This is a genomic window from Natrialba swarupiae (assembly GCF_008245225.1).
Taxonomy (GTDB): Archaea; Halobacteriota; Halobacteria; order Halobacteriales; family Natrialbaceae; genus Natrarchaeobius; species Natrarchaeobius swarupiae.
The window spans coordinates 65,810-88,775 of record NZ_VTAW01000003.1; the positions used below are offsets into that span (position 1 = coordinate 65,810).

Annotated in this window: 23 protein-coding genes; 12 read left to right on the forward strand and 11 right to left on the reverse strand. The window is 65.3% G+C overall.

All coding sequences use genetic code 11. The features are described from left to right. The first annotated feature begins 55 nt into the window (after positions 1-55). Positions 56-1,105 (forward strand): twin-arginine translocase subunit TatC, encoded by a 1,050-nt coding sequence (gene tatC, locus FYC77_RS03760; RefSeq protein ID WP_149080175.1) that lies wholly within the window; start codon positions 56-58, stop codon positions 1,103-1,105. Between the two features lie 56 nt (positions 1,106-1,161). Here the strand turns inward: tatC and FYC77_RS03765 are convergent, their stop codons facing one another. Together FYC77_RS03765 and FYC77_RS03770 are read right to left on the reverse strand one after the other, a co-directional pair. After that, the gene (locus FYC77_RS03765; protein WP_149080176.1) at positions 1,162-1,518 is read right to left on the reverse strand and encodes a hypothetical protein; all 357 of its coding nucleotides are present in this window, start codon (positions 1,516-1,518) and stop codon (positions 1,162-1,164) included. A gap of 278 nt (positions 1,519-1,796) precedes the next feature. Then, positions 1,797-2,765, reverse strand: a complete 969-nt coding sequence (locus FYC77_RS03770; protein WP_149080177.1) for a Gfo/Idh/MocA family protein — start codon at positions 2,763-2,765, stop codon at positions 1,797-1,799. A 195-nt stretch (positions 2,766-2,960) separates the two neighbouring features. On the opposite strand from FYC77_RS03770, the gene FYC77_RS03775 reads away from it, so the two are divergent. Then, on the forward strand, positions 2,961-3,530 hold the full coding sequence (locus FYC77_RS03775) for a DUF6789 family protein (protein WP_149080178.1): 570 nt from the start codon (positions 2,961-2,963) through the stop codon (positions 3,528-3,530). Between the two features lie 321 nt (positions 3,531-3,851). Further along, positions 3,852-4,673 carry an ABC transporter permease gene (locus FYC77_RS03780; protein WP_149080179.1) on the forward strand — a complete coding sequence of 274 codons (822 nt, stop codon included), beginning with the start codon at positions 3,852-3,854 and terminating at the stop codon, positions 4,671-4,673. Positions 4,674-4,826: 153 nt separating this feature from the next. Here the strand turns inward: FYC77_RS03780 and FYC77_RS03785 are convergent, their stop codons facing one another. Continuing rightward, a complete protein-coding gene (locus FYC77_RS03785; protein WP_149080180.1) occupies positions 4,827-5,153 on the reverse strand; it encodes a DUF5789 family protein in 327 nt (108 codons plus the stop codon). 248 nt (positions 5,154-5,401) lie between these two features. Between FYC77_RS03785 and FYC77_RS03790 the strand changes: the two genes are divergently transcribed. The 4 genes from FYC77_RS03790 to cmk all read left to right on the forward strand — a co-directional run bounded on the left by FYC77_RS03790 (position 5,402) and on the right by cmk (position 9,652). Continuing rightward, complete coding sequence (locus FYC77_RS03790) at positions 5,402-6,391, forward strand: aldo/keto reductase (protein WP_149080181.1); 990 nt, start codon at positions 5,402-5,404, stop codon at positions 6,389-6,391. 170 nt (positions 6,392-6,561) lie between these two features. Then, positions 6,562-8,049: an NAD(P)/FAD-dependent oxidoreductase gene (locus FYC77_RS03795; RefSeq protein ID WP_149080182.1), complete on the forward strand. Its 1,488-nt coding sequence runs from the start codon at positions 6,562-6,564 to the stop codon at positions 8,047-8,049. A 137-nt stretch (positions 8,050-8,186) separates the two neighbouring features. Beyond that, positions 8,187-8,966, forward strand: coding sequence for an MOSC domain-containing protein (locus FYC77_RS03800; RefSeq protein WP_149080183.1), 780 nt, complete (start codon positions 8,187-8,189; stop codon positions 8,964-8,966). A 107-nt stretch (positions 8,967-9,073) separates the two neighbouring features. Further along, positions 9,074-9,652, forward strand: a complete 579-nt coding sequence (gene cmk / locus FYC77_RS03805; protein ID WP_149080184.1) for a (d)CMP kinase — start codon at positions 9,074-9,076, stop codon at positions 9,650-9,652. Positions 9,653-9,662: 10 nt separating this feature from the next. Here the strand turns inward: cmk and FYC77_RS03810 are convergent, their stop codons facing one another. From FYC77_RS03810 to FYC77_RS03835, 5 genes are all read right to left on the reverse strand, one after another. After that, positions 9,663-10,328, reverse strand: a complete 666-nt coding sequence (locus FYC77_RS03810) for a type 1 glutamine amidotransferase (protein WP_149080185.1) — start codon at positions 10,326-10,328, stop codon at positions 9,663-9,665. Between the two features lie 76 nt (positions 10,329-10,404). After that, entirely contained in the window at positions 10,405-10,629 is a 225-nt protein-coding gene (locus FYC77_RS03815; protein ID WP_149080186.1) for a hypothetical protein, read from the reverse strand. A gap of 183 nt (positions 10,630-10,812) precedes the next feature. Further along, entirely contained in the window at positions 10,813-11,310 is a 498-nt protein-coding gene (locus FYC77_RS03820; protein WP_149080187.1) for a hypothetical protein, read from the reverse strand. A gap of 226 nt (positions 11,311-11,536) precedes the next feature. After that, on the reverse strand, positions 11,537-11,986 hold the full coding sequence (locus FYC77_RS03830) for a hypothetical protein (RefSeq protein WP_149080188.1): 450 nt from the start codon (positions 11,984-11,986) through the stop codon (positions 11,537-11,539). A gap of 76 nt (positions 11,987-12,062) precedes the next feature. After that, complete coding sequence (locus tag FYC77_RS03835; RefSeq protein ID WP_149080189.1) at positions 12,063-13,682, reverse strand: SagB/ThcOx family dehydrogenase; 1,620 nt, start codon at positions 13,680-13,682, stop codon at positions 12,063-12,065. A 78-nt stretch (positions 13,683-13,760) separates the two neighbouring features. On the opposite strand from FYC77_RS03835, the gene FYC77_RS03840 reads away from it, so the two are divergent. After that, positions 13,761-15,815, forward strand: a complete 2,055-nt coding sequence (locus tag FYC77_RS03840) for a MutS-related protein (RefSeq protein ID WP_149080190.1) — start codon at positions 13,761-13,763, stop codon at positions 15,813-15,815. A gap of 186 nt (positions 15,816-16,001) precedes the next feature. Continuing rightward, positions 16,002-17,132, forward strand: coding sequence for an ORC1-type DNA replication protein (locus FYC77_RS03845; protein ID WP_149080191.1), 1,131 nt, complete (start codon positions 16,002-16,004; stop codon positions 17,130-17,132). A 9-nt stretch (positions 17,133-17,141) separates the two neighbouring features. Here the strand turns inward: FYC77_RS03845 and FYC77_RS03850 are convergent, their stop codons facing one another. Then, positions 17,142-17,408, reverse strand: coding sequence for a DUF7553 family protein (locus tag FYC77_RS03850; protein ID WP_149080192.1), 267 nt, complete (start codon positions 17,406-17,408; stop codon positions 17,142-17,144). A 139-nt stretch (positions 17,409-17,547) separates the two neighbouring features. On the opposite strand from FYC77_RS03850, the gene FYC77_RS03855 reads away from it, so the two are divergent. Beyond that, positions 17,548-18,837, forward strand: coding sequence for a MinD/ParA family ATP-binding protein (locus FYC77_RS03855; protein ID WP_149080193.1), 1,290 nt, complete (start codon positions 17,548-17,550; stop codon positions 18,835-18,837). 33 nt (positions 18,838-18,870) lie between these two features. Here the strand turns inward: FYC77_RS03855 and FYC77_RS03860 are convergent, their stop codons facing one another. Further along, the gene (locus FYC77_RS03860) at positions 18,871-19,563 is read right to left on the reverse strand and encodes a MinD/ParA family ATP-binding protein (RefSeq protein ID WP_149080194.1); all 693 of its coding nucleotides are present in this window, start codon (positions 19,561-19,563) and stop codon (positions 18,871-18,873) included. Next, complete coding sequence (locus FYC77_RS03865; RefSeq protein WP_149080195.1) at positions 19,560-19,931, reverse strand: DUF7857 domain-containing protein; 372 nt, start codon at positions 19,929-19,931, stop codon at positions 19,560-19,562. Before FYC77_RS03865 ends, FYC77_RS03860 begins: the two co-directional genes overlap by 4 nt. A gap of 249 nt (positions 19,932-20,180) precedes the next feature. On the opposite strand from FYC77_RS03865, the gene FYC77_RS03870 reads away from it, so the two are divergent. Further along, positions 20,181-20,585 (forward strand): hypothetical protein, encoded by a 405-nt coding sequence (locus FYC77_RS03870; protein ID WP_149080196.1) that lies wholly within the window; start codon positions 20,181-20,183, stop codon positions 20,583-20,585. A gap of 87 nt (positions 20,586-20,672) precedes the next feature. After that, the gene (locus FYC77_RS03875; protein WP_149080197.1) at positions 20,673-22,901 is read left to right on the forward strand and encodes a S9 family peptidase; all 2,229 of its coding nucleotides are present in this window, start codon (positions 20,673-20,675) and stop codon (positions 22,899-22,901) included. Positions 22,902-22,966 lie beyond the last annotated feature (65 nt).

Below are 22,966 nucleotides of genomic sequence, written 5' to 3' on the forward strand. Positions count from 1 at the left end.
CTCAGTGCTCGTAAGAAAAAGGCCTATAACTGGCGGCCTATCTATATCTCGATAGATGTCGGAGGAGCCGTCGGAGGAGGGGGAGTTGGAGACTCCCGCGGAGTCACGCGAAACCCCCGACGAGCCGCCGCGTTCGGAAACCGATGCAAATGCGGACGAGCCGATCGAGGCGGACGAGCCGGCGGATGCCGAACCGACGACCACGGACGACGCGGCGGACGAGCCGGCGGATGCCGAACCGACGACCACGGACGACGCGGCGGGCGAGGACCCTCCGCTCGAGACCGACGGTGAAGGGGTCGTCGGCGGCGGTCACGAACCGGAACCGGGCGATCCGGAGTTTCCAGACCCGGACGACGACGTTGGCGGGATCTCGACGCCGCCGGACGACCAGGAGATGCCGTTGGCGGATCACATCGAGGAGATGGTGCTTCGGTTCGCCGTCGTCTTGCTGTTTGCCTCCGCTGGGACGGCGATCGGTCTGCTGTTTGCCTCGCAGGCGATCGAGCACATCTGGCTCAACGTCTTCCCGTACGAGATCGACCAGGTGCCGCCACCACACGTCTACCACCCGCTCGAGCTGTGGCTGACCCGGATCAAGCTCTCGGCGCTACTGGGTATCCTGATCGGGCTCCCGGTGTTCGTCTATCAGTGCTATCTGTTCATGCGTCCCGGACTGTACCCCAACGAGCGCAAGTACTACCTCGCGGCGGTACCGACGAGTGTCGTTCTCGCCGGCGTCGGCATGCTGTTTTCGTACGTACTCGTCTTGCCGATTCTCTTCCAGTACTTTACGTTCTACGCTGAGGGGAGTGCGGGTATCGCGTACGCACTCGGCGAGACGTTCGACATGATCATCACGCTCACCGGCTTGCTTGCGGTCGTCTTCCAGATCCCGTTGTTCATCATGCTCGCGATCATGATGGGCGTCACGACTCGACGGTGGCTCGCCGACAAGCGACTGTACTTCTGGGCGGGCTTTCTCGGTCTCTCGTTTATGTTCGCGTTCGATCCGACCGGGATGGCCCCGATTCTCGTCGCGATCACGATGATCTGTCTGTTCGAGGGGACGTTGCTGATTCTGAAGTGGGTCGGTCGGGAGTAGGCCTCGGATTGAATACGTCCGATACGGACTTCTGTCACACGCGATCTCCAACCACGTCACCGGTGATCTCGTGTCCGCTCGTAGGCGTAGTCGACGGCGTCCTCGAGCGATCCTGGGCCGTCGTAGCGTGCTGCGAAGAGGTCCATGAACGTGCGTGAGATGGATTCACACCGATCGAACGTGAGGACGGTTCGAACGCGAATCGTCTCGGCGAACTCGAGGCCGGGGTAACACGTCGCCGTCAGCGTGTATCCCGGGTGGTCGTCACCATCGAGAGAAGCTGGAGCGACTTTCAGACGGAGATCACCCGAGACGTGACGATACGTTCGATACTGAAGTTCTCGATCCGTGTCGGCGGGGGTGTACGCCCGACACGCTTCGGTGTCCCACTCGGGCGGCACGTCGGCGTCCATCGATGGGGTATACCTTTCCAATAGTCACGTTCGTATCGTATTGTGCAATATTCCCGACTGATAGCTCACGAATCTCATCAGTGGAAGGTTTTTCGTCTCCAATAGGATTATATTCTGGACGGGCGTACGAGCGAACTTCGTCGTTCCGACCGATCGAAGAGATATCACTCGAGTTCGGAGAGGGTGGCCCCGTCGTGGGTAGCCGCCGGAACGGATGCCAACAGATGCGTTATCCGACAGTAGCCGCTTGCTGCCGACCGGACAGCCGGGCCCGTCGGTTAGACCTCGACCGGTCGATCGCTCTCGGCGCTCTCGGACAGCGCATCGATAACCGCCATGTTTGCGATCGCCTCCGCCCCGCCGGTTCGGGGCTGGCGGCCCGCCTCGACGCTCGCGACGAACTCCTCGATCTCGAGTCGGTACTGATCGACGGGATCGAACGTCTCGACGCCGTGGCGACCGTCGATTCGGTACTCGAGTTCGACCGGCTGACTCGAGGGGTTGAACGCGTCTCTGGCCTCGATCCAGCCGTTCGCCCCCTCGACGCGGTAGCGCTGGACCGTCTGTGTGTCGAATCCGCAGGCGATGCGTGCGGACGCATCGCTTTCGTACTCGAGGATTCCCGCGAGTTCGGTGTCGACGCCCGCGTCTTTCGAGTCGGCCGTAAACGCGTACGCCCGGTCCGGTTCGCCGAGGAACTGTCGGACCGCCGAGACGGCATAACAGCCGACGTCCATCAAACTGCCGCCGGCCAGTTCGGACGAGAGGCGAATGTCGTCGGGGGCCCCGAACAGCGGGAACTTGAACGCCGCCGTCGCCGAACAGACGTCCTCGAGTTCCTCGTCGGCGAGTTCGATCGCGCGCTCGGTTCGAGGATGGTAGCGGTACATGAATCCCTCCATCAGCGTTACGTCGCGCTCGGCACAGTAGTCGACGACCTCGCGGGCTTCGGCGGCGGCGGCGGTCAGCGGTTTCTCACAGAGGACGTCGACGCCGGCGTCGGCCGCCCGCTTCGTCCATCGAGCGTGGTGTGCGTTCGGAAGCGGGACGTAGACCGCGTCGATGTCGGCGTCGAACACCCCCTCGTATTCGTCGTAGTGTGCGTCGATCGAGTGCTCCTCGGCGAACGATCGTGCCCGATTGCCGTCGCGGGAGGCAACCGCCGTCACCTCGCGGTCGGTCGCCTCGATCGCCGGCAGAAAGGATTTCCGGGCGATCCCTGCCGTACTGAGCAGTCCGAAATTCATAGTGGCTGTTACACGACTCGTAGTAAATACTCCCCGACTCCCCTCAGGTTGCCACGGTCGTAGCCCGTTCCGACGGCCGCAGGCGTCCGTCCGTCGAATCACCTTGGCCGTCCGACGGATTGACCCGGTCGTGCCGTAATCGTCATCCCCGACGGTTAAGTCCGACTCCGTAGTAGTTCGTCCTTCGAGACCACGATGTCCGTATCCGATCGATTCCAACGACTGCGGTCGTCCCGCGGAGCCGACGACCCTCCTCCGAGTATCGAGGCCGAGTCGCGCGCCGAACACGCCGCTCGAGCGACCGTCCGCGGGCTGCAAGCGGGGTTCGTCGCGACACTCATCATGACCGCGTTCCGGCTGCCGATCATGCGGTCCCTGCCGCCGTCGGCGAACTTCTGGGCGCAGTACGTTTCCGGTGGCGATCCTGAGGAGCACCCGATCGCCGGACTCGTCTTACACGTCCTTTACGGTGTGCAGGCGGGTGCCCTCTTCGGCGGACTCTTCGCGCTTCTGGACGCCGAACGCTCGATCGAAGCCGAACAACGCGGATTGGTCTGGGGGTCGGTTTACGGAATGGCGCTCTCCGTGTTCGGTTCCCAGGTTATGTTGAAAGAGCTCCTCGATATCCGACTCGAGGGCGACGAACTCGCGTTGTTTCACGCCGGTCACCTCGTCTACGGGCTTGCCCTCGGGGCGTGGGTCGGTTCGCGAACCGAGGGGGTCCGAGATCCCGGGAAGGAGTACGAGTACGGCGACGGGAACTGATAAGCTGTATCGTCGCCAACCGAGTGTTTCGTAGTCCTCGACTCGTTCACGTCGTTCGCTCCCGTGTTCCGTCTCTCTGATACGCATTCCTGTCCGGATCTCCCGGCGAACCCACCGCCCGGGTCGCGGGTGTGCCGGCACTGACTGACAGGAAAGCGTATGAGCGTCTCCAATACTCCCGATGAGTTCACAACGTCTTCCCGTTTCGAACCAACGCTTGTTACTGTCTCCACTCGAGTTACCAACTCTTAGTAGCCGTATTACGAATGGGATATTCCGCCCATAACAACCCGTAAGAGGCTCCAAACCGGATAGTTCGGTATGGACTTGGGGCTCGTGGCTGGCGTCGTTCTCATCGGGTTCGTCCACGGCGTCCTTCCCGACCACGGCTGGCCGATCGCGGCGACGTACGCGCTCAACCGTGATCGGCGCTTCCTGTACGGGCTGATCGCCGCGTTGATCCTCGGGATCGGTCACCTCGTCAGCAGCGTCGCGCTCGTGCTCGCGTATTTCTGGTTCAGCGCATTCGCCGCCTTCGCGGAGGGTCCGTGGCTTCGGTACGTCGCCGGTACGCTCCTGATTCTTCTCGGGATTCACGAGTATCGGAACGGCGGACACGGCCACGCCCACGAACACGGTCGCGATGGTAGCCACGATCACGGCGACGAACACAGCCATCACGAACACGATGTCCACCACCACGACGAGCACACGGGGAGCGAACACGCTCGTGCCCACAACCCTCACCACACCGACGGCGGCGAACCCCACGGTGCTCACACCGATCCAGGACTGTTCGCGCGCATTCGTCACGCGTTACCGGCCAGCGGCCACCAGCACTTGAGCGAAGAACACGCAGAGCGCGGCCTGATGGCGCTCGGAACGACGGCGCTCCTGCTCGGGTTCGCTCACGAGGAACCGGTACAGATTCTGGCGATCTGTGTCGGAACGGCGGCCTGTCTCGAGTTGATGCTCGTCTACTCGATTGCCGTCATCGTCGCAATCGTCGTCCCGACGCTGCTGTTGATCGGGGGGTATGAACGCCACCGCGATCGGATCGAACGGCTTACCCCGTATCTACCGGCGATCACCGCAGTGGTCCTCGTCGGAATGGGAATCGCCTTCATCACGGGAATCGTCTGACCCCGATTCCGGATCGGGTCGCATATCGGGTTCCGCACCGAGGGCGTCGAACGCCCGGTCGATCCGCTCGCGGCAGTAGAGGGGTACCTCTTGGGCCGTCAACGGGTTTCGTGGCGTGGTCTCGTTGATCTGCGAGAGTCGGCGAGGATGCGTTCAGAACGATTGTTGGGTCCGCATGACCTCGTCGGTGTCGTGGGGACTGTCCCCGCGATCACTGTAGTGCGGTCGTCCCACGGCGTCTCGCCTGACACCGTTGAGAACGGCCAGCTCGAGTTCGTTCCGGCTCTCGTAGGTCTCGTGGCCCGAGGTCTCGAGAATCGTTCGCAACGTATCCGACTCGTGGGGATAGGTGATCTCGACGTCCGGAAACTCCACCAGTAGCTCCTCGGTCGTCAGTGGGAACGTCACGTCCTGAAACAGCTGGTTTACCGCACCGACCTCGACCGATGTAATCTCGTCGGTATCGTCTGTGTGACTCATCGACCGTCCTTACCGGGAACGGTGGCAAAGTAGTGTAGCCTGCAGGTGACGACCGGTTCCCAGAAACCGCTTTTTAGCCCGTTTTGCTCGCTAATTCGCTAGTTCCATCCGATCACTCCAGTATCGCCGTCGCGACTACGGGTCTCCGATTCACACGAACGGCGGCGACGGGTTGGATTCAGGGTGAGTGCGGCCCACGCGTTGCCTCCAGGGCAAGGCATACGGTCGTCTCGCTGAAACGAACCACCATGAACCATCGACGACTCGGTTCGACGGGACGGACGGTTTCGGAGGTCGGCCTCGGCACGTGGAACATCGGCGGCTCCTGGGGCGAGGTCTCCGACGAGACCGGGCGAGCGGTCGTCAGATCTGCTCTCGACGCCGGCATCGACTTCCTCGATACCGCGGACGTCTACGGCGATGGCCGCAGCGAACGCCACATCGCCCACGTTCTCGAGGAGCGTGACGTCTCCGGCGACGTCTTCGTCGCCACGAAGGCAGGTCGCCGCCTCGACCCCCACGAGGCCGACCGGTACGCCTACGACGATCTCTCGCCGTTCGTCGACCGAAGCCGCGAGTACCTCAGCCAGGAGACGCTCGACCTCCTCCAGTTGCACTGTCCCCCTACCGACGCCTACTACCAGCCCTCGACGTTCGAGGCGCTCGAGCGCTTCGTCGCGGAGGATCGGATCGCGAACGCCGGCGTGAGCGTCGAGCGCGTCGAGGAGGCGCTCAAGGCGATCGAGTACGACGTGATCGACACCGTCCAGATCATCTTCAACCCGTTCCGCCAGCGTCCGAAGGAGCTGTTCTTCGAGCGTGCTCGCAGGGAAGACGTCGGCGTCATCGTCCGCGTTCCCTACGCCTCGGGGCTGCTCACGGGTGCGCTCGAGCGCGGCCAGACGTTCCCCGAGGACGACCACCGCAACTTCAACCGCGAGGGCGAGGCGTTCGACGTCGGCGAGACGTTCGCCGGCGTCCCCTACGAGACGGGCCACGACGCCGTCGAGGCGCTCGAGCCCCACGTGCCCAAGGGATTGACGATGGCCGAGCTAACGCTCCGGTGGATACTCGACCACGAGGCCGTCTCGACGGTGATCCCCGGCACGACGTCGCCGGAACACGTCCGGGCCAACGCGGCGGCGTCGGATCTCGACGCGCTCTCCAACCGCGTCCACGGCGCTGTCAGGGACGTCTACGAGGAGTTCGTCTCCGAGCACGTCCACCACCGCTGGTGAGATACGGCGGGACTCCGATTCTCCTCTCGCGTCGAGTGGGGACGACGACCGTCCGACGCACTCTCGCGATCTGTTCCACTCGACCAGGCGCGATCGGGCAATCGCTTCGACGGCTTCACCGCAAGAGCAAGAGTTAGGTTCCCCATTTTCGAACCCATAGACGGAACCCAATGGGGGACAACCAACACGACGTGGTCGTCGTCGGGGGCGGAATAGCGGGCTGTTTCGCGGCGGCGACCGCAGCGGCCGCAGGACTCGGCGTCGTCCAACTGGAGCGAAAATCACGTGAACGAGGCGGATTCATCGCCTGCGGCGACGCGATCAAAAGCCCCAGAAACCCGAGTGACTATCCGGGGCCGATCGACATGGACGCAATCGCCGACGACGAGTCGGTGCTCGTCGACAACAACATCGACCGGATCGAGTTCTGGGACGAACAACTCGACGTCCGAAAGGTGTTACCCTACGAGACGAGCAGTAACGTCGTCGACCGCTACGAGTTCGGCCAGCGACTGCTCGAGCAGGCCGCTGATTGTGGCGTCGAGCAACACTACGACACGGTTGTCAACGAGGTGCTCCAGAACGGTCGGGTCACCGGCGTCAAGGCGATTCGACAGGGCGAGCCGGTTACCTACGAGTGTGACGTGGTGGTCGACGCCGCGGGCGCACAGTCGATCCTGCAGGATATGGTCGACTTCGAGAGGCTCGATACGCCGGGTGACTCGACGTTCGAGATGCCCCACTACACTCACTTCGGGTCGGCCTACCGCGAGATCATCGAGACCGAGGAGCCCGTATCGTATCACGACGCCATCGTCGGGAAACCGCTCGAAGAGCTGGGGTATATCTGGTACTTCCCGCGTACGCCGACGCAGATCAACGTCGGCCTGGGGTTTCAGATGAACAAGGAGCCGATTCCGCTCGTCGACCGCCTGCGACGCGACGTCGCAGATCGAGCCGAGTTTCGGGGCGCGGACGTCGCCGAGAAGTTCGACGGGAAGAACAAACTCGGATCGTCGATCGCGCTCCGTCGACCGCTGGATTCGATGGTCGCGCCCGGCTACCTGGCCGCGGGCGGCGCGGCCGGAACGACCCATCCGATCACGGGCAAAGGCATCCGCGGCGCGGCCTACTCCGGCTACTCCGCCGGGCGGGCCGCCGTCCAGGCTATCGAGGACGGCGACGTCTCCGAGGACGGTCTCTGGGAGCACAACCGCTGGCTGTACCGCGAGCACGGAGAGGCGGCGAAACTCGCCTCGTGGGACGCCTACAACGTCGCCGCGAGTTCGATCGACGTGAGCGTCCTCCGGGCCGTCACCGCGTTGCTCCCCGAGGCGGAGCTTCGGGAGATCGTCGGCACCGCCAGGGAGGTCGATAGCCTCTCGAGCAAGGCGCTCGTCGCCACCGGCGTGCTGAAGAACTTCGTCTCGGAGTATCGCAGGGGAACGTTCGACCGACTCGGCGTAAGTACGGGAGAGCTGTACGACGCCGTCCGCGGGGTCAGAACGACCCGCCGCTACGTCTCCGAGTACGAACGACAGTACGACGCCTACCCGGCGGACCGCGCCGCGTTCGACGCGTGGCGGTCGGATCGCGACCGAATCGACCGGGAGTTCTACGACGCCCTCGAGCTCGCTCCTAGCGAACACAAGTACTGATACGGTCTGGGGCGACTGATTACCGGTCGATCGCCCGTCGGTGCGCGGTCGGTCGAGACCGACGCATCGTAGTCCGTACGAGACGAACTGCATCCGAACGAGTAGCTATACGTGAGTTGATGGGAAAGACAGAGCCGATGGCACGAATCGACCGGCTCACCGTCTATCCGGTCAAGGGACTCGACGGTATCGACCTCGAGGCGGCGACCGTCCTCGAGGGCGGGACGCTCGCGTACGACCGCGAGTTCGCCCTGTTCGACGCCGACGGCGAAGTGATCAACGGCAAGCGAACGCCACGGGTCCACGAGCTCTCGACCGATTTCGACCCCGACACTCGCGAACTCGTCGTCGAGGCACCCGGCGCCGACACTCGGCGGTTCGACCTCGAGTCGGACGCCGACCGCGAGCGGGCTGAACTCTGGTTCGGCGACTACGTCGACGAGGAGCTAACCCTCGAGCGCGACCGCTCGCTGGGCTTCGTCGACCGCCGGGAGATGGGGCCGTCCGTAATCAGCACCGCCTCCCTCCGCGAGGTCGCCTCGTGGTTCGACGGGATGTCCGTCGACGGCGCGCGGCGACGGCTCCGCGCGAACGTCGAGATTTCGGACGTGCCGGCGTTCTGGGAGGATCGGATCGTCGGCGACGACGCACCGGCGCTCGATATCGATGGGATCCGACTCGAGGGTGTGACGCCCTGCGGTCGCTGCGTCGTTCCCGCCCGCGATCCGGAGACGGGCGACCCGATAGAGGAGTTTCAAGAACGGTTCGTCGAGCAGCGCCGGGAGACGTTTCCGGCGTGGGCCGACGGCGACGCGTTCGACCACTACTACACGTTGATGATCATCGCGCGGATTCCGGCGGACGACCGTGGGAAGCGGCTCCGCGTCGGCGATCCCGTAACGGTCGTAGACGAGTGAACGCAGGTTGGACTGGTCACGTCAGTTCCGACTCGACGTCGCATCTCACCGGTGGAATCGCGTGGAGAGGACCAAAACAATACCCTGATCGATCGCGTACTGATCGCATGGGTCGCTCGCCACTGATCACGCTGTCCGGGCCGCCCGCCGCCGGGACGACGACGTGTTCCGAACTGCTCTCGATGGCGTACGGCTACGAAATTTTGAACGGCGGCGATATCTTCAGAGAACTCGCCGCCGAGCGCGATACGTCCGCCGCGGAGTTCACCGCCGTCGCCGAGTCGGACCCCTCGATCGACCGCGAACTGGATCGCCGACTCGAGGACGCCATCGACGCCCACCTCGACGGAACGCGGGAGCCGGCCGGTGAGGGACTGGTCGTCGAATCCCGGCTCGCGGGCTGGCACGCCGACGGCCGCGCGACGCTGTCGGTATGGCTCGACGCACCGCTCGAGGTTCGTGCGGACAGGCTCGACGACCGGGAGGAGACGCCGGCGGAACTTCGCGAACGCGAGCGAAGCGACGCCGAGCGGTATCGAGAGTACTACGGAATCGACATTACCGATCTCTCGATCTACGACCTCGTGATCGATACGGGGACGCTGTCGGAGGGGGCGACGTTCCAGGCGGTGAAAACGGCGATCGACGACGTCCGCGGCGTCGAGCACACGTACCGGGAGCTGTAGCCGACGATCGCTACAGCTCCGCGGTCGCCGACCGCTCGGCGACGATCCGCTCGAAATTCTCGAAGACGCGCGTCGCATTCATCGCCTCGAACCCGTACTCGTCTTCGGTCCAATCGTACTCGGACGCGAGGCGCTCGCGGTGGTCGGCCGTGAACTCGGGGTGGAACTGGACGGTCCACAGCGGTGCCTCGTGGTGACGTGTGGCAAACGCCGGGTAGTAGTCGGCGGCGGCGATCACGTCCATCTCCTCGGCGGGCTCGGTCACGACGTCGCCGTGGGCGACGGGAACGACCGGGTCGACGCCCTCGAACAGCGGGTCGTCGGCGAACTCGACCGCGACGGGCCGGCAGGTCGTCCCGACGTGTTCGACGGTCCCGCCGAGTGCCGTATTGACGATCTGGTGGCCGAAACAGACGCCCAGCGTCGGAATCTCTCGTTCGACGAGTTCTCGGACGAGTTCCTCCTGTTCGTCGATCCAGGGGCGGTCGTCGCGCTCGTAGACGCCGGCCGTGCTGCCGGTGAGGACGATACCGTCGGCGGCCTCGAGATCCGGCCGCTCGCCCGCGGGGTAATCGACCTCGAGAGGGCCCGAGACGTTGCTCGCGAGGGCGTCGCAGTGGTACGCACAGTCGGAATCGACCTCGTTGCGGACGACGGTCAGCGCCGGCGCTGTCATCGCTTCACCGTACGGTCTCCGGCGGAAAAACGCTACCGGGCCGGTCGCCGATCTCACGGCGAGCGTGACGTCGGCGCTATACGGAACTCGAGGCGCTCGAGCCGCCGCGTCGAAGCACGCCGACGAGCCCCTGTGCGAGCAGGCCGATGACCGTCCACTTCCAGGCCATTGCGGCGACGCCGAGCAACAGGAGCCCGCGTGTTCGACGTCCGCGGGCGAACGCCCGTTTCGCCTCCGTGAGCACCGAGACGACGGTGAGTGATCGCGTCGCTTTCGAGCCGAGTAGTCGTTTGAGTACCATACCTGTCCTTGCCTCGCCGACGGGATAACGCCACCGCCGTATCCCGCAAGGACTCGCGGACGATCGTCTCGGCTGAGACTCCGATCGGTGTGTACTCCGTTTCGATTGCTACCGTGTACACGGTGAACACGGCTGGACTGGGTACGCTTGGAGTCCTCGAGCAACCGTACCATGGATACCCGTTCACGAGCGGATGAACGAGGCACATCCACTGACGATCGTTCTGGCAGCCTGGAGCAACACGCACACAGTGAAAGCGATCGACGAGCCGATGACGAGTCCGAGCGGAACGAGTACACCGGACTCGCTCTCTCCGATGGCAAAACCAGCGGAGAACATGAAAATTACGTACAGCGCCAGAATCGTGTGGAAGCACAGTAAGGCCACGAGGAGTTTACTCACGGTGAAATCGTGGACGTACCGGATCAGCGAAACACAACCCAGTAGCAAAACGATGACCGAACTGAGAAACGGCCAGACGATAATGACGGCTGCAAATACCAGACCGGCTTGTGGATCCGGATCACTGTAGACAACTTGGAATACGGCAACGCCAGCGAGAACCACGATCGGGAGCACGCTCACAGTTTCAACGGCCCGGAGCAACGGTTCCGACACCACCGAACGGAAGCTGGTACTTACAGCCACGAAAATTCGTATCGAGGTCTTTTCATCAGACATAATAGTAGTATCGATAAGAGATACGATACACGAAACGATCGTCAGAGACAGGGATCCCTACGCACTGTGGGACAGGTGAATCATCGGAGTCGGTCTCCGAACGGGTATCTGATACGGATTACTGTAACGATTTACCGGCGCAACCACCGCCCGGGTCGCGGTTGCGCCGGAAATGACTTACAGTAAACCGTATGAGCAGGTGCTCCGTCGAACGACGGTGCGACGATCACAACTCTGCTAGCATCCTCACAGCCTGGACCAGCACGTGGATAGTGACGCCCACCGACGAACCGATAACCAGAACCCCCCCAGCGTAAATCAGACCCCGTACCGTACTCTGGTCGAAGTACCCCTGTACAGCGAGTGCGATGAGCAGGAACCCTCCAATAAATACGAGCAGGAACCCGACGACGAGCCGATTCACGGTAACGCCGTCGAGGACGTACCGAATCGTCGACACACCAGCCACGACGAGAATAGTGATCGCACCGATTGCTGTCCAAACGAGACTGACGTATACGAAAAACACCCTGTCTAATACAGCCATCCCCCCATCCAGCGACAGAAATACGACAACTCCAGCAGAAAGCACGATTGGAAGGACGCTTAGAATCTCGATAGCCACGAGCACGAATTCCCTGACCAACGAGGAACTGCTATTGGTTTTACTCGCCATTAGTCGTATACAACCCGCTATCGCCTGATCGAATATAAGTACCGTTCAGTAACATAAGTACAGTTCAGTAACTGGACTATGGGGCTGGCCGCCCGATCGTATAGAGGAACATCGGCGTCTGTCCGTCGCTTCGTGGCGCGAAGAAATCGGAGACGACGTCGTCGTAGAACGTCAAGCCGGTGCCGCCGAGATCGCGGTGGGCGTACGTTCCGAGGTAGAGCCGACCCGCCGTGACTGCCGCCTCGAGCTGTGCGATCCGGTACCCTCGGTCGCCGTAGGCGTCGACGATCGCCTCGAGATCCGCGAGGAAGTAGAGACAGGCGGCCGCGTCGCCGCCGAGGCGTTGATCCAGCGCGAGGTGGCTCGCCTCGCGGCGGAACTCGCCCTCTCGAAGTCGCTCGAGTTCGCCCGCGGTGGGATGGTAGTGGTAGGTACCTGGCTCGAGCCCGGAGACGCCGTTGACGATCAGATAGGGGTCTACGAACGAGAGCGGCGGGTTGCCGCCGTCCGTACCGGTGCCGTCGGCGCTGTCCTCGAGTGGCCCACCGCGCGGAACGTCCATCGGAACGCCGCGGACGGCGCGATCGAGCACGGTCGACAGTTTCCGGAAGCTGATCGGCTCGCGGTCGTACTCCCGGCACGAACCGCGACGTCGGATCGTCCGGTGGAGCGGGCGACTCGAGGCCGTCTCGTGGTCGACCGGCTCGAGCGGAATCCGTTCCCCGTCACCGGGTTCTCGCGTGCCGACGGGTGCGGTTTCGCCTGCGAATCGTCCGGATCGCCACGATTCGGCGTCGTCACCGTCCGCGAGCGTACCGGCCGTCCAGGCGTCGTAGATCAGTGGGAACTCCCGTTCGTTCGGCGAGAGCGGGGCGGTCTCAGGGTCGATCGGATCGACGCCGTAAGCGCCGTCGCTCGAGGGGATGTCCTCGCCGGCACCGATCGGAACGATCTCGAGGGGCGCTTCGCGGGCCGGATCGACGCCGATCAGGTCGGCGACCGGCTCGTCGGCGAAGCCGGTGACGATCTCGGCGCGGTACTCGAGGCCGTGGGCGACCGAAAGCAGATTTGCGAGCGTCGTTCCCGAGTCCCAGAACGCGTGGCGAAAGGTTCGATCCCCGTACTTCCAGGCGTTTCGCCACCAGGTCGAGGTTGTGACGATCGACAGCGGGGCGTCCGCGACGGCCTCGTAATTCGTCGCCCTCGCGAGGACGTCCCGGTACTCGCCCTCGCGTACCACGTCGAGTGACAGCGTCCGAGGATCGAAGTGGTAGACGCCGGCCGCGAGCCCCTCGAGGTCGGTACAGACCGCATAGAGGTCGACGTGGTAGAGCGCTCCCGTCGTCGCCGCGGCCCGAAACGGGATCGGGCGGCCGCCGCGCTCGATCGTCTTCGTGATACCCGCCGCGTAGTAACAGAGGGTCGTGAGTGCCTCGAAGTCGGGTTTCGTGGGTTCGGTTCCGCCTCGGCTCGCCCCGGCACTCTCGAGGCGGCCGTCGGAGATCGGCTCCGCGATCGCCGAGAGTGCCGGCTGTTGGGGCGGACGAATTCGGTCGGCCATCGCGACCGACGGCCGATCGACGTACTCCTTGTAGGGCGTGGGCTTGTTCTCGAAGTTCAGTCCGTGACCACCCGACCGGACGCTCTTCGGCGAGTGTTTCGTCCGTTCGTGGTACTCGAGTGCGTCGGTTGACACGTTCGGCGGTACTACCTCGAGCGGCAAAAGCGGGGCGGGAGCTTTTTCTCGTCTCGGTTTGATACGCTGCCTGAGAAGATGGACCTCGAGTCGATTCCGGGCGTCGGCGAGAAGACGGCCCGTGCGCTGGCCGAACTCGACGACCCCGAGCGGGCGCTGCGGACCGGCGACGTGGCGACGATCGCGAGCGCGCCGGGAATCCCCCAGGGACGAGCGGCCAGGATCGCCCGCGGCGCGATTCGTCGGGAACACGACGATCCAGGCGGGTTTCTCGCGACCGACCGCGCCCGCGAGATCTACCGTGATCTGCTCGGGTTGTTCGCCGATCGCACGGTCACCGACTACGCCGCCCAGCGCCTCGAGACGTTCTACCCGAGTCCGCGCCGGTCGCGAATCGAGGAGGTCCGCGAGTTCGCCCGCGAGGCGCTCGAGCGCAACCCCGACGACGAGATCCTCGAGGCGCTCCGTGGCGTCGAACCGCTCGAGAGCCCGGGCGACGTCCGCGTCCGCGAGCGGTGTCTGGCGACGACCGACGCCGAACGGTACAGCGAGGCTCGTGAGGCGATACCGGAGCTCTCTGTGGAGGTCGTCGAGGACGCCCAGGGACTGGCCGAACTCGCCCGGGGGTACTCGACGGTGATCGCCATCGACGAGTCGTTCGCCGGCGTCACCGTCGAGGGCGACGTCCGGGTGAGAGCCGATGCACTCGAGGAGCCCGCCGAGATCGTCCCAGAGCGTCCGCTGGCCTTTTTCGCGCGAAACCGCGATCCGATCGCTGCAGCCGTCGCCGTCCACCGGACGGCCGGGATGGAAACTGACTGTGACCTCGACGCACTCGAGGACGCCCTCTCTCGGCTCGAGGCGGACGGTACGGTTGCGGGGGACGACGAACTCGATCGGCTTGCGATTGCGGTCGACGACCTCGACGCGGCGGTCGGCACGGCCGAGAGCGTCGCGAACGACCACCTGCGTGAGGCGATCCGCGAGGAAGACGTCACGATCGAAGGGTCGGACCTGCTCTCGCTGGTCGAACGTGGCGCGGGCATCGACTCGCTGCTCTCGCGGGAGCTGGCCGACGAGTACGCGGCGGCCGTCGAGGCGGCTCGCGAGCACCTGATCGAGGCGCTCTCGCTCGATCAGGGCGAAGCCGAGGTCGCCCGCCGGATCTTCGGCGATGAGCCGACGTTTCCGGTCGAGCGCGAGGACGAGCCGCTCTCCCGGCTGCGCGAGGAGCTGACCGCCGCGAAAGAACGCCGGGCGGGCCGACTCAAACGCGACCTCGCGGCCGACCTCGCCGACCAGCGCGGGGCCGTCCGCCAGCTCGTCCGGGACGCACTCGAACTCGACGTCGAACTCGCGGTCGCGCGCTTCGCCGACGACTTCGGCTGTACGATGCCGGCGTTCGGCTGGGACCGAGACGACGAATCGGATACGGCCCCTCCCCACGCTGGATTCGAGATCGAGGGCGGTCGATCCCCGTTGCTCGACGAGCCGCGGTCGGCGATCGATCCCGTCGATTACGACGTCTCGGGCGTCACCCTGCTCTCGGGGGTCAACAGCGGCGGGAAGACCTCAACGCTCGATCTGGTCGCGAGCGTCGTCGTCCTCGCACACATGGGCCTCCCCGTTCCGGCCGACCGGGTGCGGTTGCGCCGGTTCGACGCGTTGCACTACCACGCGAAGACCCAGGGGACGCTCGATGCCGGCGCGTTCGAGTCGACCGTCCGGGAGTTCGCCACGCTCGCCGAACGCGGTGCGGGCTCGCTCGTCCTCGTCGACGAACTCGAGAGCATCACCGAACCCGGCGCGTCGGCGAAGATCATCGCCGGCATCCTCGAGGCACTCGACGAGAACGGCGCGACGGCGGTGTTCGTCTCCCACCTCGCGGGCGAGATCAGGGAGACAGCCGGCTTCGACGTGGCCGTCGACGGTATCGAAGCGGTCGGGCTGGTCGACGGCGACCTCGAGGTAAACCGCTCGCCGGTCAAAGATCACCTCGCTCGCTCGACCCCGGAGTTGATCGTCGAGAAGCTGGCGACCGAAGCCGGCGAGGGGGTGGCGGCCAACGGCGGCACGGTTCCGGGCGACGGCCCGCCGCAGTTTTACGATCGGTTGCTCGAGAAGTTCGAGTGAGTTGCCGTCGACTCGAACGGAAGTGGTTGTGAGATAGTTCGCCGTGCACGTACCGGACCGTTTACGACGGCGGTTCACGTCGGACGGTTCGACCCGGCCGACTCGAGCGCGGAACCGCCGGGTCGAACTCGCCGAAGACGTGTACCCTGCGAACAACTAAGTAGCTTCGACAGCGTGGTGAAAGTGATGGCAGACGACCCCGAAGGGGGGATGTTGTCGTGGGACGAGTCCGTGTTCAGAAACGAACACGTCTTCGAGATCGACTACGTTCCCGAGACGTTCAAACACCGCGAGAGCCAGACTGAGAGCCTGACGTACGCGCTTCGTCCGGCCGTTCGGGGCTCGCGGCCGTTGAACGTGATGGTTCGGGGGCCGCCGGGGACCGGAAAGACCACCTCGATTCAGAAACTGTTCGACGAAATCGGTGCCCAGACCAGCGAGATCCGAACCATTCGCGTTAACTGTCAGGTCAACGCCACACGGTACTCGGTGTTCTCGCGGCTGTTCGAGGGTACCTTCGACTACGAACCGCCCTCGTCGGGGATCTCGTTCAAGAAGCTGTTCGGCCAGATCGCCGAAAAACTGGTCGAGGAGGACAGGGTGTTAGTCGTCGCACTCGACGACGTCAACTACCTCTTTTACGAGAACGAGGCCTCCGACACGCTGTACTCGCTGTTGCGCGCCCACGAGGAGTACCCCGGCGCGAAGATCGGCGTCATCGTCGTCTCCTCCGATCCCTCACTCGACGTGATCGACGAACTCGACTCGCGGGTCCAGAGCGTCTTCCGCCCCGAGGACGTCTACTTTCCCGTCTACGACAGCCCCGAGATCGTCGACATCCTCGACGAGCGGGTCCGACGCGGGTTCAACGACGGCGTCATCTCACGAGAGACCCTCGAGTACGTCGCCGACCTCACCGCCGACAGCGGCGACCTCCGAGTCGGGATCGACCTGCTCCGACGAGCCGGGCTGAACGCCGAGATGCGCGCGAGTCGCACCGTCGAACGCCAGGACGTCGAGGACGCCTACGAGAAGTCGAAGTACATCAACCTCTCGCGGTCGCTGTCGGGACTCGCCGACACCGAACGCACGCTGCTCGAGGTGATCGCCCACCGTGACGGCGACCAGGCCGGCGACGTCTACGAGACGTTCCACGAGCGGACCGACCTCGGCTACACGCGCTACTCCGAAATCGTCAACAAACTCGACCAGCTCGGGCTGATCGACGCCGAGTACACGGAGGTCGACGGGCGCGGCCGCTCGCGATCGCTGTCGCTGTCTTACGAACGCGACGCCGTTCTGGATCGCCTCGAGTAGCGTGTCAGGTCAGGCCTGCTCGAGTCCCGTTCGGTACTCCTCGGCTCGCTCGAGCGCCCGGTCTAGTTGGGTTTCTACGTCACCGGTGGCTCGTCTGCGGGCTTGTCGAAGCGTGTTGAGGTGTTCGTCGAACACGGCGTGATCCGGATCGGCGTCGTCGGACGCGTACTCGGCGAACGCGGCGGCCGTCTCGCGCAGATCCTCGCGCACGTCGTCGTCCGCCCGTTCGACCGCGTTCTCGAGTTCGGTCCGGGCCTGCCTGAGTTCCTGGGACATACCCCGACCGACCACGACCTCGTTGATAACGGTTGGGCGGACAGGAGCCACGTCGGCATCGTGGCGGGCGACGAGCACAGCCGAACCGGCACCGAGCCACGCCCGCACATTCAAATGGGAAGGGGCGGCCAGTGGCGGCATGATCGCCATCGCCGGTGCGAAAGGTGGATGTGGAAAGACGACGGTGACGGCCGGCCTCGCCGAGGCGTTCGCCCGCGCGGGGGAACAGACGATCGCCGTCGACGCGGATCGCCAGCTCCCGAACCTCCACGTCGTCGCCGACGTCGACCGAACGCCGACGCTCGCGGACACCGTCGACGAAGGCATCGATTCGTCGATCCAGCCCCTTCCCGGCGGAGTCGACGCCAGCGTCCTCACCGCCCCGAAGTCGTCGGATCGGGTCGACCTCGAGGCAGCGTTCGGTCGCCTCGCTCGCGTGGACGCACGCGTCCTCCTCGACTGTCCATCCGGCGCGGGACCGGACGTCACCGATCCGCTCTGTGCGGCCGACCGGGTCGTCGTCGTAACGACGAACACCGAGCGCAGCCGACGGGCATCGCGGCGAACGATCGAGATGGCTCGTCGACTCGAGGTCCCCGTCGCTGGCGCCGTCGTGACGAGAAGCGACGGCGTGACTGGTGCGGTCGAATCCAGCCTCGGCGTTCCCGTCCTCGGAACGGTCCCCGAGCGCGACGATCCCCTCGCGGCCGATGGAGTTCGTGAGGCGTTCGACGCCGTCGCCGGCACACTGCGCGGGGACGAACCCACGAAAGTTTCCCGCCACGACGTCGAATCCGACGGTGATCGGCTTCCGACCGGAATCCGGCCGGTCGATACGGCACTCGGCGGCGGCGTCTCTGCCGGTTCGGTCGTCGCGCTGACCGCCGATCCGGCGAGCCAGTCCGAACACCTCCTCGCGGACGTCGCGAAGACGCGAGGAACGCTCTATCTGACGACGAACCGGTCGAAACGGAACGTCGAGCGCGGGTTCGCGTCGGCGGCCGACGGTGCCACGCCGACGATTCGGCGCGTCACCGGATCGAACCGACTCGAGGACGCCACGGAGCTGATCGCGACGCTCCCCGACGGTGCGAACCTCGTCGTCGACTCGATGGATCCGCTCGAACGGACCGACCACGAGGCCTACCTCGGGTTTCTGAACACGCTCGTCGACGAAATCGCTGACTCCGGCGGCCTCGCCGTGCTCCACTGTCTGTCGGACGATCCCGTGCCCGACCATCGGTCGACGACGATGCAGCTGGTCGACGCGGTCGCGACGCTTCGAACGTTCACCGGTGCCACCACTGGCGGCGTCGAACACGCGCTCTCGCTTCCGAAACTGCGAGAACGGCGCTTTACCGAGACGGTCGACCTCGATCTCGGGCGGTCCGCGACGGACGTTCGGATCGAGCCGGGCGAGATCCGGTAGCGACGACAGATGCGATCGAATGCGCTAACGACGTCAGCGCCGACCGACCCCGATCCCCGATCGGTCACACCGCTCGATCGTTCGTGCGACGCGCTCGAACGCCTCGAGTACCGTCGCCTTCGGGCGAACGTCCCGAACGGGTTTTCCGACTCGCCGAGCGTCTTCGATCGACGACCGCTCCGCCAGCACCGTAACGGGCGCTTGGAACGTCGCCTCGACGCGGTCCGTGATCCGTTCGCTCTCGGCGCTCGAGCGATTGAGGACGACGGCGGCGACCGGCGTCTCGAGGTCGAGTGCGAGCTCTCGGGTCCGGAACGCGTCGGTCAGCGCCGATCGGTCCGGAGTCGTCACGAGGACTGTGAGGTCGGCACAGTGGAGGACGGTGCCGACGTCCCGTGCGAGGCCGGCCGGACAGTCGACGACGACGTGGTCGGACTCACGTTCGAGTCGACGGACCGCCGGTATCAGTTCGGAGACGTCGGCGGCCCGCGCGCCGGCGAGCGTTCGTCCGCACGAGAGAACTCGTGTCGACCCGACCGGTTCGACCGCGTCGATCGGATCGACCCGCCCGGCGAGCACCTCGTGGAGTCCCGGTCCGTCGCCCTGCGGGAGGTCGGCCGTCGAGAGGTCGGCGTCGACGGCGACCCCCTCGAGTTCGCGGGCGAGATTGAGTGCGACCGTCGACTTGCCGACGCCGCCTTTGCCGCCGGCGACCGCGACGATCATCCGTCGGTAGGGGTGCCGACGGTCCGCCGAGACGGCGCGTGATCCTCGAGTCCGGCAAGCACCGCTTCCGGAACTTGGCGCTCACCGTCGTCCGGTCGTCTCGCAGTGACGAGTTTGACCGGTTCCGCAGTCGGCTCGGTCGGCGTCGCGAACCCGAACCCGCGACGCCGGCCCGGCTCGACGACGCCTTCCCAGCATCCGTCGGTCCACTCCGCCGGCCTGGCTCCGTCTCGCCGTGGCGGCCACGTCGGTCCGTCGAGGCGGCTCGAGAGCCGAATCAGCTGTCTCGTCGTTCGCGTGTTCGTGACGAGGCCCCTGACGAGCGTGACGCCGTCGCGGCGATCCGTCTCCGTCTCCAGTTCGACCATAGCCGGCCTGGCCGCTCGATCCGACTTAAACCCGCGGCTCACGGCACGCTCGAGAGGGGTTCTTCGACCGAACGCGAGCGACCACAGCTCGGTCTCGACTCGTGCGTTCGTATCCCCTCCTCAGACGGTCGCGTAAAAACCCTCCTCGAGGTCCGGTCCCGACCGACATTCGTTCGTCGTGAGACCGGTTCGAGAAATCGGAACCGGAATACTTGGTCCTCGGTGACGGAGAGTCGAGCGGTGCTAGCAATGAACGCGCTAGATCGCTTCCGAGCGGCTGGTGGACCGAACACGCCCCGTCGCGCGTTGCTCGGCGCGCTCGCGGGTGCAGTCGGACTCGCGGGAACGGCCTCGGCACAGGACGACGGAGCTGTCCAGACGCGGGGCTGTCGCGACGAGGAACTGACCCTCGAGGACTGGTCGACCGGCGCGGTGACGGTGCGGGCGTGTCCGGGATCGGGCGGGCGCGTGACCGTCGACGTCAGCGGACAGGTCTCCGACCAGCGGTACGTCTCGAGTACGATCGGACTACCCTCGAGTGCAGACGTCTACGTTCCGGGTGGGGAGTCGCGGACGCTGTGGTATACCGGGACCCTCCGGCACTTCTCGTGTTCGAACGCGGCGCTCAACGTCGGTATCGTCAACCGGCAGTGATAGCCACGGGGCCACCGTCTTCGGCGAACGATAGCACTATCCTCGGCTGTCCAAAACGCTTTCGGACGACCCTCGGTGTGTGTCGGTATGAACGGAATTCGGGCGGTCGACGCCCTCAAGATCGTACACCCCAGTGACCCCCAGCTCTCCCCGAACGGCGAACGGGTCGCGTTCGTCGAGCGAACGGCCGAGGACGATTCGACGACGACCGCGACGGTCCACGTCGTCCCGGTCGGCGGCGACGAGGCGACCCAGTTTACCGCCACGGACGGGGTTGACAGTCAGCCGCGGTGGAGTCCAGACGGCGACCGGCTAGCGTTTGTCAGTACACGCGGCGAGAACGACCGCCAGCAGATCTGGCTTCTCCCGACCGACGGCGGCGAAGCGCGACGAGTGACGTCGGTCGTCGGCGGCGTGGACGACCTCGAGTGGAGTCCGGACGGCTCTCGTCTGCTGTTCTCCCAGCGCGTGACGGCGGACGACCGTGAGACCGGCAGGGACCACGCCGTTTCTCCCGACTACGAGTTCGAGCCGCCAGACCCCCGCGTGATCGACCGAATGATCTACCGCGCCGACACCGAGTACGCCGACGGCCGACGCCGCCACGTCTACGTCCTCGACGTCGAGCGGGCGCTCGAGGCCGAGCGCAGTTCGACCGGCGTGGGAACGGTCCGTGACGACGGAGACGGAACCGGCGAGGACGCCGATAGCGACGGGGACGACAGTAACGGTGACGGCGCGATCACCCGTCTGACCGACGGCGACGCCGATTACGTCCTCCCTACCTGGGGGGACGACCGGACGGTCTACTACGCGAGCAAGGTCGGCGAACGGCCGGACGACTCGCTGACGTACGAACTCGTCGAACACGACGTCGAGCGCGACGAGACGGAGGCGTTTACCCGGACGACCGGCTGGCTCTCGGGGCTCGAGACGACGACCGACGGCCCGGTTGCCTTCGAGTACACCCCCGAAGAGCGGGCGTCGATGCGCCAGACGGAGATCCGCGTTCACGACCGCGAGAGTGGGACGGAGACCACGCCGACCGAACCGCTGGACCGGACGGTCGGCCACCGCTGTCGGTTCGAGTGGGCTCCCGACGGGGAAACCCTCTACTTCACGACGCCCGATACGGGTTCGCGGGTGTTGTGGTCGGTGCCGGGTGACGCGACCGAGAAACCGACCCGGATCTACGGCGAGGACGTCCCCGTCGAGGACTTTTCGGTCGGCCGCGACGCCGTCGCGGTCGTCCAGAGCGAGTGGGACCACCCCGGCGACGTCTTCGTCACGACCCGCCGCGGCGCTGAGACCCACCGACTGACTCGAGTGAACGGTGAGTATCTCGACGGCCGGGCGGTTCGTCGACCCGAGGAGGTGTGGTTCGCCGTCGACGACGGGGGCGGCGAGGAGTCGACTGCTCTCGAGAGTAGCGAACGAGACGGCGACGGGACCCGACGCGAGGAGGACGACAATCGGGTTCAGGGGTGGATCCTCACGCCGCCGGAATTCGACGCCGACGCCTCGCCCGGTGAGACGTACCCGTTGATCGTCGAGATCCACGGCGGGCCTCACGCGCAGTGGACGACGGCGGGGACGATGTGGCACGAGTTCCAGACGCTCGCCGCACGCGGGTACGTCGTCTTCTGGTGTAACCCGCGAGGGTCGACCGGCTACGGCGAGGCCCACGCGACCGCGATCGACCGCGACTGGGGTCGGGTCACCCTGGCGGACGTCCTCGCCGGCGTCGAGACCGTCTGCGAGTGGGAGTACGTCGACGACTCCGAGGTGTTCGTCACCGGCGGTAGCTTCGGCGGGTTCATGACCGCGTGGGCGGTCAGCCACACCGACCGCTTCCGAGCCGCGGCCGCCCAGCGTGGCGTCTACGATCTCACGGGCTTTTACGGCTCGACGGACGCGTTCCACCTCCTCGAGGGTGATTTCGACACGACCCCCTGGGAGGAACCCGAATTCCTCTGGGAGCAATCGCCGGTGTCGAACATCCCCGACGTGGAGACGCCGACGCTCGTGTTGCACTCGGATCGGGACTACCGGACGCCCGCGAACACCGCGGAACTGTTCTACCTCGGCTTGCAGAAACACGGCGTCGATACCCGACTCGTCCGCTATCCGCGGGAGGGCCACGAACTCTCCCGGTCGGGCGAACCGACCCACGTCGTCGACCGGATCGAGCGGATCGTCCGCTGGTTCGACGGCTACTCCGAGCACCACGACGCGCCGCCCGCACTCGAGTGCGACCGAGACGACGGTCTCTCGAACCTCTCTGATGGGCGGTCGTCGAGCGGCGATCTGTCCTGAAACGCGCTCGAGGCTGTCACGTTGACCAGTTGCAGTTCGTGAACGACGGGACAACCACTACGGCT

Coding starts and splice junctions, on each gene's coding strand:
- tatC (WP_149080175.1), top strand. CDS start 56: ATGTCGGAGGAGCCGTCGGAGGAGGGGGAGTTGGAGACTCCCGCGGAG.
- FYC77_RS03765 (WP_149080176.1), bottom strand. CDS start 1,518: ATGGACGCCGACGTGCCGCCCGAGTGGGACACCGAAGCGTGTCGGGCG.
- FYC77_RS03770 (WP_149080177.1), bottom strand. CDS start 2,765: ATGAATTTCGGACTGCTCAGTACGGCAGGGATCGCCCGGAAATCCTTT.
- FYC77_RS03775 (WP_149080178.1), top strand. CDS start 2,961: ATGTCCGTATCCGATCGATTCCAACGACTGCGGTCGTCCCGCGGAGCC.
- FYC77_RS03780 (WP_149080179.1), top strand. CDS start 3,852: ATGGACTTGGGGCTCGTGGCTGGCGTCGTTCTCATCGGGTTCGTCCAC.
- FYC77_RS03785 (WP_149080180.1), bottom strand. CDS start 5,153: ATGAGTCACACAGACGATACCGACGAGATTACATCGGTCGAGGTCGGT.
- FYC77_RS03790 (WP_149080181.1), top strand. CDS start 5,402: ATGAACCATCGACGACTCGGTTCGACGGGACGGACGGTTTCGGAGGTC.
- FYC77_RS03795 (WP_149080182.1), top strand. CDS start 6,562: ATGGGGGACAACCAACACGACGTGGTCGTCGTCGGGGGCGGAATAGCG.
- FYC77_RS03800 (WP_149080183.1), top strand. CDS start 8,187: ATGGCACGAATCGACCGGCTCACCGTCTATCCGGTCAAGGGACTCGAC.
- cmk (WP_149080184.1), top strand. CDS start 9,074: ATGGGTCGCTCGCCACTGATCACGCTGTCCGGGCCGCCCGCCGCCGGG.
- FYC77_RS03810 (WP_149080185.1), bottom strand. CDS start 10,328: ATGACAGCGCCGGCGCTGACCGTCGTCCGCAACGAGGTCGATTCCGAC.
- FYC77_RS03815 (WP_149080186.1), bottom strand. CDS start 10,629: ATGGTACTCAAACGACTACTCGGCTCGAAAGCGACGCGATCACTCACC.
- FYC77_RS03820 (WP_149080187.1), bottom strand. CDS start 11,310: ATGTCTGATGAAAAGACCTCGATACGAATTTTCGTGGCTGTAAGTACC.
- FYC77_RS03830 (WP_149080188.1), bottom strand. CDS start 11,986: ATGGCGAGTAAAACCAATAGCAGTTCCTCGTTGGTCAGGGAATTCGTG.
- FYC77_RS03840 (WP_149080190.1), top strand. CDS start 13,761: ATGGACCTCGAGTCGATTCCGGGCGTCGGCGAGAAGACGGCCCGTGCG.
- FYC77_RS03845 (WP_149080191.1), top strand. CDS start 16,002: ATGGCAGACGACCCCGAAGGGGGGATGTTGTCGTGGGACGAGTCCGTG.
- FYC77_RS03850 (WP_149080192.1), bottom strand. CDS start 17,408: ATGTCCCAGGAACTCAGGCAGGCCCGGACCGAACTCGAGAACGCGGTC.
- FYC77_RS03855 (WP_149080193.1), top strand. CDS start 17,548: ATGATCGCCATCGCCGGTGCGAAAGGTGGATGTGGAAAGACGACGGTG.
- FYC77_RS03860 (WP_149080194.1), bottom strand. CDS start 19,563: ATGATCGTCGCGGTCGCCGGCGGCAAAGGCGGCGTCGGCAAGTCGACG.
- FYC77_RS03865 (WP_149080195.1), bottom strand. CDS start 19,931: ATGGTCGAACTGGAGACGGAGACGGATCGCCGCGACGGCGTCACGCTC.
- FYC77_RS03870 (WP_149080196.1), top strand. CDS start 20,181: ATGAACGCGCTAGATCGCTTCCGAGCGGCTGGTGGACCGAACACGCCC.
- FYC77_RS03875 (WP_149080197.1), top strand. CDS start 20,673: ATGAACGGAATTCGGGCGGTCGACGCCCTCAAGATCGTACACCCCAGT.